General features: G+C 71.6%; 10 protein-coding genes. All 10 read left to right on the forward strand.

The window, feature by feature from the left end; genetic code table 11:
* The first annotated feature begins 79 nt into the window (after positions 1–79).
* The gene (locus AC1DCT_RS15425; protein WP_477430193.1) at positions 80–1,705 is read left to right on the forward strand and encodes a DNA-3-methyladenine glycosylase 2 family protein; all 1,626 of its coding nucleotides are present in this window, start codon (positions 80–82) and stop codon (positions 1,703–1,705) included.
* Positions 1,702–2,208, forward strand: a complete 507-nt coding sequence (locus AC1DCT_RS15430) for a methylated-DNA--[protein]-cysteine S-methyltransferase (RefSeq protein ID WP_477430195.1) — start codon at positions 1,702–1,704, stop codon at positions 2,206–2,208. The genes AC1DCT_RS15425 and AC1DCT_RS15430 overlap by 4 nt, the downstream gene beginning before the upstream one ends.
* Before the next feature lie 108 nt (positions 2,209–2,316).
* Positions 2,317–3,693: a serine hydrolase domain-containing protein gene (locus AC1DCT_RS15435; protein ID WP_477430197.1), complete on the forward strand. Its 1,377-nt coding sequence runs from the start codon at positions 2,317–2,319 to the stop codon at positions 3,691–3,693.
* Positions 3,693–4,745, forward strand: a complete 1,053-nt coding sequence (locus AC1DCT_RS15440; RefSeq protein WP_477430199.1) for a dipeptidase — start codon at positions 3,693–3,695, stop codon at positions 4,743–4,745. Before AC1DCT_RS15435 ends, AC1DCT_RS15440 begins: the two co-directional genes overlap by 1 nt.
* Positions 4,746–4,894: 149 nt before the next feature.
* Complete coding sequence (locus tag AC1DCT_RS15445) at positions 4,895–6,946, forward strand: dipeptide ABC transporter ATP-binding protein (RefSeq protein ID WP_477430201.1); 2,052 nt, start codon at positions 4,895–4,897, stop codon at positions 6,944–6,946.
* On the forward strand, positions 6,943–7,893 hold the full coding sequence (locus tag AC1DCT_RS15450; protein WP_477430203.1) for an ABC transporter permease: 951 nt from the start codon (positions 6,943–6,945) through the stop codon (positions 7,891–7,893). The genes AC1DCT_RS15445 and AC1DCT_RS15450 overlap by 4 nt, the downstream gene beginning before the upstream one ends.
* Entirely contained in the window at positions 7,890–8,795 is a 906-nt protein-coding gene (locus tag AC1DCT_RS15455) for an ABC transporter permease (protein ID WP_477430205.1), read from the forward strand. The genes AC1DCT_RS15450 and AC1DCT_RS15455 overlap by 4 nt, the downstream gene beginning before the upstream one ends.
* Before the next feature lie 197 nt (positions 8,796–8,992).
* Complete coding sequence (locus AC1DCT_RS15460; RefSeq protein WP_477430207.1) at positions 8,993–10,846, forward strand: ABC transporter substrate-binding protein; 1,854 nt, start codon at positions 8,993–8,995, stop codon at positions 10,844–10,846.
* Positions 10,847–10,910: 64 nt separating this feature from the next.
* Entirely contained in the window at positions 10,911–12,218 is a 1,308-nt protein-coding gene (locus tag AC1DCT_RS15465; protein WP_477430209.1) for an erythromycin esterase family protein, read from the forward strand.
* Entirely contained in the window at positions 12,215–14,275 is a 2,061-nt protein-coding gene (locus tag AC1DCT_RS15470) for a prolyl oligopeptidase family serine peptidase (protein WP_477230991.1), read from the forward strand. Before AC1DCT_RS15465 ends, AC1DCT_RS15470 begins: the two co-directional genes overlap by 4 nt.
* The last annotated feature ends 20 nt before the right edge of the window (positions 14,276–14,295 follow it).

Below are 14,295 nucleotides of genomic sequence, written 5' to 3' on the forward strand. Positions count from 1 at the left end.
TCCTGCGGGGCCGACAGGCTCCCACTGTCATGTCCGATTTCCGCGAGCCTGCGGGAATCGGACGTGTCAGAGTGGAGGCATGAGCTTCCTCGGTATGACCTTCGACGAGCGGTATCGCGCGATCGATGCGCGCGACACCCGCTTCGATGGGCAGTTCGTCACGGCCGTGCGCTCGACCGGTATCTATTGCCGTCCGAGCTGCCCGGCCCGCACGCCTAAACCCGAGAACGTCACGTTCTTCCCGACCAGCGCCGCCGCGCATGAGGCCGGCTACCGCGCCTGCAAGCGCTGCCTGCCGGAAGCCGCCCCTGGCTCACCCGAGTGGAACCTGCGCGGCGATGTCGCGGCCCGGGCCATGCGCCTCATCGCGGATGGGGTCGTCGAGCGGGAGGGCGTGCCGGGGCTCGCCGCGCGGCTCGGCTACTCCTCGCGCCACCTCACCCGGCTGCTCGCCGGGGAGCTCGGTGCGGGTCCGCTCGCCCTCGCCCGCGCCCACCGTGCGCACACCGCCCGGATGCTCCTGGTCGGCACCGACCTGCCGATCGCCGACGTCGCATTCTCCGCAGGGTTCGCGAGCGTGCGCCAGTTCAACGACACCGTGCGCGAAGTCTTCGGCCTGGCGCCGGGGGAGTTGCGCGCCCGGCGCCCTTCGACAGGCTCTGGGACCGGACGAGATGCGACGGCTGCGGCGACCGCGGTGCCCGGTGAGATCGACCTGCTGCTGCCGTACCGCAGGCCGTTCGACGCGGAGGGCCTGTTCGCGTGGATGCGTGCACGGGCACTCCCCGGGGTCGAGGAGGTGGGCGAGCGCCGTTTCTCCCGCCACCTGCGATTGGACGGCGGGCCGGGCTGGTTCGAGCTGAGTCTCGATGACGCCGACCGGCTGCACCTGCGCGCCCGGCTGGCGCAGCTCGCCGACCTCGCGCCCGTGGTCGCCCGCGCCCGTCGCCTCTTCGACTTGGACGCGGATCCGCTGGCGGTCGATGCCGCCCTGTCCGCGCATGAGCGGCTCGCCCCGTTGGTGGCGCGCGTCCCGGGCATCAGGGTGCCAGGGGCCGCGGATCCGCATGAGATGCTCATCCGCGCCATGATCGGGCAGCAGATCACGGTCGCCGCCGCGCGCACCGCGCTGACACTGCTCGCCCAGGAGCTGGGAGAGCGGGTCGGATCCGCCGATGACGCGCAGGGGGAGGGGATCCTGTTCCCCACCATGGCCGCGATCGCCGAGCACGGGCACGAGGTGCTGCGCGGACCCGCCGCGCGCATCAAGGCCGTCACGGGAGCCGCGGCGGCCCTCGCCGACGGCTCGCTGTGGCTGACGCTCGGCGATGACGGCGAGGCGCAGCGTGCCGCGCTGCTGGCGATGCCCGGGATCGGGCCGTGGACGGCCGACTACGTGCGGATGCGTGTACTCGGCGATCCCGACGTGTTCCTGCCCGGCGACGTCGCGGCCCGCGCGGGAGCGGGTGCAGCCGGCCTGCCCTCGGAGGCGGGGCCCCTGGACGCGTGGGCCGCTCGCACGGCGCCCTGGCGCAGCTACCTCACCGCGCACCTCTGGCGCGCGGTCCCGCCGAAGGCTGTCAAGAACGCCAGGAACGCCACGACGGCTGCGACCGGCGCCGGCGCATCGAGCGCCGTCGACGCCGTCCGCTCCGACACCACCAAGACCACTCAGACCATCTCGATTACGGAAGGCTCGAAATGACCGCCATCATCCAGACCATCGACACCCCCGACGGCCCGTTCACGATTCTCGCCGACGAGCAGGACCGCGTGCTCGCGTCCGGCTGGACCGCCGATCACGAGGCGATCCTGCACCGCCTCGCGGAGAGGAACCGCCCTGCGGAGATCACGGAGGGCGCCACCACGGCGGCCGTCGCCGTCGACGCCTACTACGCGGGCGATCTCGCGGCGATCGACGCCGTCGAGGTGCGCCAGTTCGGCACCGGCATGCAGAGCGCGGGCTGGGAGGCGCTGCGTCGGATCACCCCCGGCGAGCCCCTCACCTACACAGAGTTCGCGGTCGCCCTCGGGAAGCCAGGGGCCGTGCGCCCCGCTGCCTCGATCTGCGCGCGCAACGCGCCCGCCCTCTTCGTGCCCTGCCACCGCGTGCTGCGCACCGACGGCACCCTCGGCGGCTTCGCCTGGGGTGAGGACGTCAAGCGCCGGCTGCTGGACCGGGAGGCCGCGCACGCGATCGCGGCGTGAGCGGTCTGGCCGCCGGGACCATCCGGCGGCCTCGGACTCGTGCCGATCGACGAATCGAGACGCCGAGCCGCGCTCTAGCCTCGACGTGAGTCGACGTCGAGGAGGACCATGCCGCAGCTCGCCACCGTCCAGACCTGGATCGAGGAGCACATCCCCGCGTTGATGGCGCGGCATCGCGTGCCGGCCGTCTCGCTCGCGATCGGCGTCGGCGACGCGACGTTCGCCTACGCCGCGGGGGTCCTCCATCGCGGCACCGGCGTCGCGGCGGACACCGGATCCGTCTTCCAGATCGGATCCGTCACCAAGGTGCTCACCGCGACGCTGGTCATGCAGCTCGTCGAGGAGGGGCTGCTCGACTTGGACGCTCCGGTGCGGCGGGTGCTCCCCGGCTTCCGGGTCGCCGACGAGGAGGCCTCCGCCGCGATCGCGCCCCGGCACCTGCTCAGCCACGCCGCCGGCTTCGAGGGCGACGTCTTCGTCGACACCGGCGACGGGGACGACGCCCTGGAGCGGTACGTCGGGATCCTCGCCGGGACACCGCAGCTCTTCGCGCCCGGAGAGATGTTCTCCTACAACAACGCCGGGTTCTCGACCCTCGGCCGCATCGTCGAGGTGCTCCGCGGCGCCCCCTACGAGAGGGTGCTGCGGGATCGGCTGCTGACCCCGCTCGGACTGCGGCACGCGGCCGTGGACGCGGCGGAGGCGATCCTGCACCGGGCGGCCGTCGGCCACCTCCGGCAGGACGACGGCGAGGTCGTGCCGACGACCGTGTGGGCGATGGAGCGCGCGGGAGGGCCCGCGGGATCACGGCTGGCGATGAGCGCGGGCGATCTGCTCGCGTTCGGCCGGCTCGCCCTCGCCGGCGGTCTCGCCCCCGACGGCTCCCGCCTGATCTCCCGGGCGAGCGTCGAGGCGATGCGCACGGCGCAGGTCGCGCTGCCGGACATCGCCCAGGGCGCCGCCTGGGGCCTCGGCTGGGAGCTGTTCGCCCGCGAGGGGCGCACGATCCCCGGCCACGACGGCAACACGATCGGGCAATCCGCCCTCCTCCGGGTGTTGCCGGAGGAGGGCGTGGCCATCGCCGCTCTCGCGAACGGCGGAGAACCGCACCCGCTCTTCGCCGCGCTCGTCGACGCCGTGCTGGCGGAGTTCGCCGGGTTCGGTCCGGCGCCCGTCCCGGAGCCCACCGGCCCCGCGCCTGCGCAGTCCGACCGCTTCGTCGGCCGCTACGCGTCGAGCACGGCCCTGACCACGATCAGCCGGACCGCCGAGGGGCGGGTCTGGCTCGATCGGGTCCCGCACGGCGTCGTCGCCGACCTGGGCGATCTCCCGTACCGCACCGAGCTCGTCGGCTGGCGCGGGGACGTGCTGCTCCCGGTCGAGGCGGAGGGCGGGATCCGTCAGCCGGTCGCCTTCCTCGGCGACGACGGCGCGGGCAGGGCGCTGTTCCTGCACACCGGTCGTGCGGATCGGCGGGTGGCCTGATGACCGCGCCGCCCTTCGCGGGAGCCCTGCATCGCCGGGCCGTGGTCGCGGACGCCCACAACGACCTGCTCTGCGCGGTCGTGGCGCGCCCGCCTGAGCGCTGGGGGAGCTTCTTCCGGGAGCGGTGGCTGCCGCAGCTCGAGGCGGGCGGGGTGGACCTGCAGGTGCTTCCCGTGTTCATCGAGGATCCGTACCGCCCCGAGAGCGCCCTCCGGCGCACCCTGCGCATGATCGAGGCCGCGCACCGCCTCGCCGAGGAGAACGCCGGCCGCGTGGCGCTCTGCCGTTCCGGGGAGGACGTCGACCGGACGATCGCCGATGGGCGGATCGCCCTCGTTCTGGCGCTCGAGGGCATGCCCGGTCTCGACGCCGACGTCGAGCTGATCACCACGATGCACCGCCTCGGAGTGCGCGTCGGCTCGCTGACCCACATCGGCCGCGGCGCCTTCGCGGACGGATCCGGCGAGGACACCGCCCGCAGCCGGCTCACCGGCGCCGGCGTCGCGGCGGTGCGCGAGATGGAGCGGGTCGGCATGCTCCTCGACCTCAGCCACCTCGGCGCCGTGGGCGTCACGCACGTGCTGGAGATCGCGACCCGCCCCGTGATCGCGACGCACTCCTCGGCGCGGGCGCTGCGCGAGCACCATCGCAATCTCTCGGATGAGCACCTCGCCGCGATCGCCGCGGGCGGCGGCGTGATCTGCGCGAACTTCTTCGCGCCGTTTCTGGACGAGGAGCCGGCCACGATCGACCGGCTCGTGGATCATCTGGAGCACATCGCGGCGATCGCCGGGAGCGAGCATGTGGGTCTCGGGCCCGACTTCGTCCGGGAGGTCATCGCCGAGACCACGCCGCCGTGCTGCACGGTCGCCGAGGTGCAGGGCGTCCCCGCCGATGTGTATCTGCCGGGGCTCGAGGGGCCGGAGGGCCTGCCCCTGGTCACGGAGGCGCTGCTGCGCCGAGGGTGGGCCGAGGCCGATATCCTCGGCGTGCTCGGCGGGAACGTGCAGCGGCTGTTCCGACAGCAGCTCGGACGGCCCTCGCTCGGCTGAGACCGCCTCGGACGGGGCGAATCGTCCCTGAGGACGAACAGCGAGTGCTCCGTTCGATCGAGCGGACGAACCCGGCGGGACCCCGGTGTCGCAGGATCATGGAAGAACAGGGCCGGCCGCGTGGAGCGGCGGGCGCAAGGGAGCGCGCAATGCTGACGATTCGAGACCTCTCGGTCGAGATCCGCGCGGGAGAACGGACCGTGCGTCCGATCACCGGCGTGGATCTCGATCTCGCCCGCGGCGAGACGCTCGGCATCGTCGGCGAGACCGGATCCGGCAAGTCGATGACCGGTCTGTCGATCATGGGGATGCTGCCCGGTGGATCCACGATCACGAGCGGATCCATCCGGTTCGACGGCGAAGAACTGGTCGGGAGGGATCCGCACGCGTACCGGGCGCTGCGGGGACGGCGGATCTCGATGGTGTTCCAGGACTCTCTGACGGCGCTGAACCCGACCAGGCGCGTGGGCGATCAGGTCGCGGAGCCGCTGCTGCTGCACGGGCTGGCGCGCCGGGCCGAAGCGCTGCGCCGGGCCGAGGAGATGCTCGCGCTCGTCGGCATCCCGCGGCCGTCCGAGCGGATGCGGGACTATCCCCACCAGCTCTCCGGAGGCATGCGTCAGCGCGTGATGATCGCGATGGCCCTCATCGCCGAGCCCGATCTGCTCATCGCCGACGAGCCCACCACCGCCCTCGACGTGACGATCCAGGCGGAGATCCTGGAGCTGCTGGGGCGCCTCAAGGAGCAGCTCGGCATGGCGATGATCCTCGTCACCCACGACATGGGCGTGGTCGCCCGGCACGCCGACCGGGTGGGCGTCATGTACGCCGGACGCCTCGTGGAGACCGGACCGACCCGGTCCCTCTTCCGGCAGACGCGGCACCGCTACACCCGCGCGCTGCTCGACTCGATCCCGTCGCTCGAGCAGGACCGCGGCGTGGAGCTGTTCTCGATCCCCGGCTCCCCGCCGGATCCCGCCAAGACCGTCCCGGGGTGCCGGTTCGCGCCGCGCTGCGCGGCCGCCACGGATCGCTGCCGCACGGAGCGTCCGCTGCTCGAGGGCGAGGGCGGGCACGTGTTCGCGTGCTGGAACCCCGTCACGGAGGCGTCGTCCGTCGCTCCGGGCCGCGCGCTTCCCCTCTCGCCCGCCGCGGCGACGTCGGCGGAGCACCGGCTCGAGGTCGTCGACCTCGTGCGGGAGCATCCGGTCTCGGGCTGGACGCCGAAGGGCCGCCGACGCACGGTGAAGGCGGTCTCCGGGGTGAGCTTCGCGGTGCGGGCCGGGGAGACCCTGGGGCTCGTCGGAGAGTCCGGGTGCGGCAAGTCCTCGCTCGGACGCATGCTCGTCGCGATGGACCGGCCCACCGCGGGCGAGGTGCGACTAGAAGGGGCGAAGGTCTCCGGCGTGCGCCGGCGCGAATTCGGCGACCGCAGGGCGAAGCTGCAGATGATGTTCCAGGACTCCGGCGCCGCCCTCGACCCGAAGATGACGATCGGCACGATCTTGCGCGAGCCCCTGGCGATCCAGAGCGTCGGCACCGCCGCCGAGCGCACCGAGCGTGCGATCGCACTGCTCGACAGCGTGGGCCTCAGCCCGTCCATCATGGAACGCTACCCGCACGAGCTCTCCGGTGGGCAGCGCCAGCGCATCGGGCTCGCCAGGGCTCTCGCGCTGGATCCGGACGTCCTCGTCGCGGACGAGCCGGTGAGCGCCCTCGACGTCTCGATCCGCTCGCAGGTGCTCAACCTCATGCGCACGCAGCAGCGCGAGCGAGGGCTCAGCAGCGTCGTGATCTCGCACGACCTGTCCGTCATCCGCTACCTCTCCGACCGGGTCGGGGTCATGTACCTGGGCAAGATCGTCGAGCTCGGCGCGACCGACGACGTCTACGAGCGGCCCGCGCACCCGTACACGGCGGGCCTACTCGCGGCAGTGCCCGTCGCGGATCCGGACGCTCCGGCGCCGGAGGGCGTCGAGCGCGTGCGCGGAGAGCTGCCCAGCCCCCTGGATCCCCCCAGCGGGTGCCGGTTCCGCACGCGGTGCCCGCTCGCGACCGAGCTGTGCGCGACCGTGGAGCCGCTGCTGGAGGCGGTCGGCACCGGCCACGATGTGGCCTGTCACTTCCCCCTGCAGCCCAAGGTCGGCAAGGCAGCCGAAGCGCGGACCACGGACCGGACCGAGACGGAGGCGGCGGCATGATCTCGTACCTGATGCGGCGGATCCTGGTCTCGCTGCTCGTGCTGATCGGCATCTCGATCGTGATCTTCGTGATGCTCCATCTCATCTCCGACAGCCCGGGGCGCGTCGTTCTCGGGGCGCAGGCGTCGGCCGCCGCGGTCGAGGCGTTCAACCGCGAGCACGGCTTCGACCGCCCTCTGTTCGCGCAGTATGTCGACTACGTGGTGCAGCTGCTGCACGGCGACTTCGGGCGCTCCTACAAGCTGAACGAGGAGGTCTCGGTGCTGTTCGCGCAGAACGCGGGGCGCAGCGCCGTGCTCTCCCTGTCCGGCCTCGTGCTCGCGCTGCTCATCGCGATCCCGCTCGGGATCCTGCAGGCGGTCCGGCGGAACACCGTCGTCGACCGGGCCGCCACCGGCATCGCCTACCTGCTGTATGCGACGCCGTCGTTCCTCGTCGCACTGCTGCTGATCGCGCTGCTCAGCCAGCTCGTGCCGCTGTTCCCGGCGGAGGCGTCGCAGTCCACCTCGCCCTGGGTGGTGTTCACCGATCCGCGCGCGATGGCGCTGCCGCTGATCACCCTCGCCCTCACGAACGTCGTTGTCTTCTCGCAATACCAGCGCTCCGCGGCGCTCGAGCAGCTCGGCATGGACTACATCAAGGTCGCCCGTGCCAAGGGCGCGCCGGAGAGGATCGTGCTGATACGGCACCTGCTGCGCAACGCCTGCATCCCGCTGATCACCCTCGTCGGCGTCATGATCCCCACGCTGCTGGCGGGCAACCTCATCGTCGAGTCGGTGTTCAACTACCCCGGTCTCGGCCTCCTGTTCCTGAACAGCCTGCACCGGGAGGACTATCCGGTGCTGCTGGCCTACACGCTCATCGGTGGCGCCCTCACCGTGCTGGGCAACCTCCTCGCCGACCTCGTGGTCGCACGCGCGGACCGACGGATCGAGCTGAGCAGATGACCACCGCACACCCTGAGCTGTCCGAGAAGACCGACGTCATCGTCGCGGCCGCGACAGCGGCGCGCCCTCTCGCGGCGGGCGCCGTCCTGCGTGCGCTGCGGCGCAGCCCGATGGCCGTGGCGGGGGCGTCGATGCTCGCGCTGCTCGTGCTGTTCAGCTTCGTCGGACCGCTGCTGTACCCGACGAACCAGACCGATGTGAACCTGCTCGATGCCCTCCTGCCGCCGGGGGAGGGCTACCCGCTCGGCACCGATCCGAACGGCTTCGACGTGCTCGGCCGGCTCATGCTGGGCGGGCAGGTGTCGCTCGAGATCGGTCTGCTCGCCGCGGTCTTCGCGACGACGCTCGGCACGGTCTACGGCGCCGTCGCGGGGCTCGCCGGCGGCGTCGTGGACGGCATCATGATGCGGTTCGTCGACGTGCTGCTGGCGATCCCGTTCCTGTTCTTCGTGCTCATCATCGCGGCGCGCTTCACCGCGACGCCGCTCACGCTGAGCCTCGTGATCGGCGGCTTCTCCTGGCTCGTATCGGCGCGGCTCATCCGCGGCGAGGTGCTGTCCCTGCGGGTGCGGGAGTTCGTGCAGGCCGCGCGGCTCATGGGCGCGGGGGACCGCCGGATCATCTTCACGCACCTCATCCCGAACACCTTCGGCGTGATCATCGTGAACCTCACGTTCCAGGTCGCCGACGCGATCCTGGTGATCGCGGCGCTGGGATTCCTCGGCTTCGGGCTGAGCTATCCGGTCACCGACTGGGGCAGCCAGCTCTCGAGCGGGGTCGCCTACATCACCGCCGGCAACTGGTGGCTCATCTTCCCCGCGGGGCTGTGCATCGTGCTCGTGGTGCTCGGGCTGAACCTGCTCGGCGACGCGCTGCGCGACGTGATGGACCGGCGCCGATGACCCGGCGCCGAGGTGTGTCCGCCTCCACAGGCGCGCCGCCCCGAAACTGTCCGGATCTCTGAACGGGCGCCTTCCGGCGTCCTGCACTCTCGAAGCACCAGGATCCGCGTCGTGGCGGCCGTTCCGGATCCACACCACCCGACCCGGCCCGCCCGAAGAACCCGAAGAACCCGAAGAACCCGAAGAAGGAGCACAGCATGAACGCGCAGGTTCCCCGGAGGCGACGGCGCCTCCTGATCGCGCTCAGCGTCGCGGCCGCGCTGATCACGACCGGCTGCACCGCCGGCGCCAGCACCGTCGACCCGTCGCAGTACCGCCGCATCCCCGCGGCGAGCGGCAAGGCCGTCGACGGCGGGATCGTCACGATCGCGATGACGCCGGGCCTGGCGCCGAACTACATCTTCCCGTACCCGCCCGCCGCCGCGAACGGCGCCGTGATCGGCAACGACCTGATGTGGCGGACCCTCTACCGGGCCGACGCGGACGGCAAGAGCAACGCCGACACGAGTCTCGCCGCGCCGCCGTCCTACGCCGACGACGGCCGTACCGTCACGATCGCCATGAAGAAGAACAGCTGGTCCAACGGCAAGCCCGTCACCGCCGGCGACGTCGTCTTCTCACTCGACATCCTCAAGGCCGCCGTCGCCCAGAGCGCGGCCAACTGGGCGTTCTACACGCCGGGGCAGTTCCCCGACGGGGTGACCGCGTCCGCGGAGGGATCCGACACCGTCGTCCTCACGCTCGAGAAGGCGTACAACCCCGCGTACCTGGAATCGCTCCTGCAGCAGCTCGTCGTCATGCCGTCCGCGGACTGGAGCGTCGCCGCGACGGGAGGCCCCGTGCTCGACTACACGGATCCGGCGAACGCGAGCGCGATCTACACGTTCCTCACCGGGCAGTCCTCCGATCAGTCCACGTTCGCCACCAACCCGCTGTGGCAGGTCGTGAACGGACCCTACGCGCTGAAGAGCTTCGAACCGACCACCGGATCGTACTCACTCACGCCCAACAAGGCCTACACGGGCCCGGGGAAACTCACGCTCGAGCAGGTGGACTTCAAAGCCTTCACCTCGGCCGCGGCGATCTACAACCAGTACCAGGCGGGCACCATCACGGTCGGGCGTCTTGACTCCAGCTACTCCTCGAAGATCGAGGATCTGCGCAAGAAGGGCTACAACGTCTACGCGGCTCCCGCGCCGGCCCGGTCGGATCCGCTCGTGATCAACTTCACCGACACCACTGACGGATTCGACAAGATCATCGCGCAGCCCTATGTGCGTCAGGCGCTGCAGCATCTGATCGATCAGCCCGGCTACATCAAGAGCCGCGGCGTCTACAACGGCGCCGCGAGCGAGAACTACGCCACGGTCGGCCTCGGTTCGGCGTTCCCGCCCGACTTCGGCGACAAGGCCCCCTATCCCTTCGACCCGAAGACGGCCGAGAAGCTGCTCACCGATCACGGCTGGAAGGTGGACACGGCGGGCACGACCTGCGAGCGGGCGGGCACCGGATCAGACCAGTGCGGTGAGGGCATCGAGAAGGGGCAGAAGATCTCGTTCACCCTGGCCTCCGCGAGTTCTCCGAGCTACGTCGGGGCCCGCGACCTCGCGTTCTCCTCTGAGGCGAAGAAGGTCGGGATCGATGTGAAGGTCGTCTCGAAGTCGCTGAACTACATGTACGAGAACTACTCGAACCCGGGCGCACCGGCGAACACGAACGAGTGGGCCATGCAGGACAGCGGCCCGCTGGTCATGACCTCCTACCCGACCGCGAACGGCGCGTTCAACACCGACGGCAGTTTCAACCTCGGTAGCTACAGCAACGCGGAGGCCGACAAGGCGATCGAGGCGAGCGTGTTCGGATCGGATCCGAAGGCGCTGAGCGCAGAGACGACCCTGCTGTCCAAGGACCTGCCGGTGCTCTTCCTGCCCACCCCAGACAACCTCATCGTCTGGAAGAGCACCCTCTCCGGGCCACCGGACACCTTCGAGGGCCTGCTGAAGTTCATCTACTCCCCGGAGCAGTGGTACTTCACCGAGAAGCAGAAATAGCGGATCCGTGCACGGGGCCGGCCGGATGCGGCCGGTCCCCGTCGTGGTGAGAGGATCATCCCCGATGCGTGAGATCGACCGGACATACGCCCGCCCGCTGGCGGAACCCGGAGAGCCCTGGGACGCTGCGCTGGTGCGTGATCTGGTGGGAGACGCGCGCATCGTGCTGCTCGGCGAGGGCGCGCACGGGGTCGAGGACTTCGCCCGGCTGGCTGACGGGCTGTTCCGTACGCTCGCGACCGAGCTCGGCTTCACGGCGTTCGTGCGGGAGTCGGGCTTCGCGGAGGGGCTGGCCGTGGACGCCTGGGTACAGGGCGGCCCGGGCGAGGTCGCGGAGATCGCCCGCGCCGGCATCACCTACGGTTTCGGCGAGTCCGATGCCGCACGGCGCCAGCTGACCTGGATGCGCGCCGAGAACGTCCGCCGCCGGGGTCCGGATCCCGCTGCGGCGCGAGACGTCGCTGGAACGGAGCGGGCGCCCCTGCACTTCTGGGGCATGGATCTGCCCGGATCCGCGACCTCGCCGGGGCCCGCCGTGCGGGTGTGCCTCGCACGGATCCCCGCGCGCGCAGGCGACGATGAGCTTCTCCGGAGCACCGATCTCGGCGCGCGCACCGAGGCCGCGATCGCCTGGGACTGCCTGGACGGCGCGGCGCGGCGCCGGATCCTCGACGGCATCGCCGGTCTGCGCGCGAGGGTCGGGCGGGACGGCGATGATGTCGCTCGACGCAGCATGGCCACGCTCGACGCCTTCGTCGCGGAGCTCTCCTGGGATGGCGAGCCCGGCGCGTACCCCCGAGAGCAGCTCATGGCCGACACCGTCGGTTGGATCGCCGAGCGGGAGGAGCGGATCCTCGTCCTGGCGCACAACGCACACGTGCGCCGCGAGCCGCTGCACGGCAGGCCCGCCCTGGGCACGCTTCTTCAGGAGAGGTTCGGCGACGCGCTGCGGGTGATCGCCATGACGTACGGGCATGGTCCCGTCGTGTCGTTCGCGGAGCGCTCTGCGCGCCCCTTCGACTGGGAGACGACGCTCGCCGAGCGCGATCCCGCACCGAGTTCCCTCGAGCACGCGCTGGATCCGCTCGGCGACGTGCTCGTCGACCTGCGCACCGCGCCCTCGCACCTGTGGTCGAGTGTCGAGGGCACGCACGCCGGCGTCGGACTCGATCCGCTGGCCGACGCGGCGGTCGCATTCGACGCGATCGCGCACCGGCACCGGGTCGAGCTCGTGCCTGGCCATCTCGACCGGCTGCGGGTCGAGTTCGGCATCGGGCACCAGGGCTCTGGCGGAATCGACGCTGCCCCGTCGGATCCGGGCGATGGCGCGCGGTCCGTCGCGTCGTACGACAGGCAGGAGGGTCTCGAATGAGTGCCGCCCCGACCACCCGCACAGACGACACCGTCGAGCTCGTCGCCGGCATCGCGGTGCCGGATCCCTACCGCTGGCTCGAGGCCGACGCCTCGGTGCCGGGCGAGGTCGCCGACTGGCAGCGCGCGCAGGCTGCCCACGCCGAGGAGACCATCTGGGCCGGCCGAGACCCCGAAGCCGTTCGCGCCGTGATCGAGCGTAGCCACACGGGCGCCCGGCCGGAGCTTCCCCGCAGCGGTGGCGAGCGCTGGTTCCGCACCGAGGGGAGTCAGGTGCTGGTGGCTGACGAACCCTACGGCCCCGGTCGATCCCTCGTGGACCTCACCCGTTTCGACGGACCGGAGAGCACCGCGGTGCTGAGCTGGTTCGACCCGTCGCCCGACGGCACGGTGCTCGCGCTCGGCGTCTGCACCGACGGCAGCGAGCACAACCGGGTCGAACTGATCGACGTGCGCACGGGCATGCTGCGCGACGACGCGCCGCCGGAACTGCTGCACAGCTCTTGGGGCGGCGGGATCTCCTGGTTCCCCGACAGCACGGGCTTCGCCTTCCTCGGTCTCGGCGGCACCGCGCACGACTTCCGCCAGGTCGTGTACCGACGGACGCTCGGTGCGCATGGCCCGTCCGCGATCGAGGACGTGCCAGTGCCGGAGGGCTCCCGGGAGTACACCCGGATCCAGTACTCGTCGGACGGACGCTGGGCGATCGCGAGCCACCGGGTCGGCACTCCGTTCCCCGTCGCGGTGCGCGACCTCGCCGACCCCGATGCTCCCTGGCGTCCCTTCCTCGAGCCGGGAGCGGAGACGGTCGTGGGGCACATCGTGGGGGACCGGTACGTGGCAGTGACGGATCTGGACGCGCCGCGGCGCCGGCTGGTCGCGATCCCGCTGGATGCTGCGGATCCGACGGACGCCTCCGGCTGGACCGAGCTGGTGCCGGAAAGCGACGCAGTGCTGCGTTCGGTTCTGCCCGTGGGCGATGCGCTGTACCTCAGCGAGTTCCACCGCACCGCAGCGCGGGTGCGGATCCTCGATGCGGACGGCGTCGAACGGGGCGTCGTGCCGCTGCCGGGAGAGGGTGCGCTCGCCGCCCCGTTCTTCCCGCTCACGGGGCTCGCCACCGAGAGCCGGGACGGCTCCTTCCTCTTCGCGTTCTCGACGCTCACCTCCTCCTGGGGTGTGTACCGGCATCATCCCGAGCGCTCGCTCGTGGTGCTGCAGGAGCCCCGGATCGTGATCGATGGGACCGTGCAGATGCACGCGGCGACCGCGGCCGACGGCACCGCCATCCCGTACCACGTCGTGCGTCCGAGGGGCGGCGGGGGTCCGGCTCCCGTGCTGATCTCCGCGTACGGTGCGGCGGGCATCCCCACGCTTCCGCAGTATCAGCCGGATCTCGCCGCGGTCCTGGCGTGCGGCGGCACGGTCGTGCAGGCCTATCTGCGCGGGGGCGGGGAGTTCGGCAGTGCCTGGTTCCGGGCCGCGGATCGCGAACGACGCGGCACGCGGGACGGCGACCTGCTCGCGGTCGCCGAGCACGTGCTCGCCGAGGGCATCGCCGCGCCCGGCCGGCTCGCGCTCTCCGGCGGCTCCGACGGCGGGCTCATGTGCGGCAACGCGATCACCGCGCGCCCCGACCTGTGGTGCGCGGTGCTGCCGCGCGCACCGCTGCTCGACCTGGTCGGCGGCTTCCGCAACCCGTACCTGGAGTTCGTGATCCGCAAGGCGTGGGGTGACCCCGACGACCCGGCCGACGTGGCCCGCATGATCGCCCTGTCCCCGTACGAGCGGGTGCGTCCGGCGGAGTATCCGCTGCTCTATGTCGAGGCGGGCGCCAACGATCCGCGCTGCCCGCCGTGGCAGGCGCGCAAGTTCGTGGCGCGCATGCAGGCGGCCCAGCGCGGATCGGCGCCCATCCTGCTGCACGTGTACGAGAACGCCGGGCACGGATCCGGCACGGGTCACGATGTGATCGTCGCGCAGGACGCGGCGTGGCTCGCATGCCTTCTCGGCGCGCTCGTCCTGCCGGACCCCTCTCGGCCGGATCCGCGTCCGTGAGCGGGATCGACCGAGACGAA

This window comes from Microbacterium sp. 10L49 (assembly GCF_056395125.1).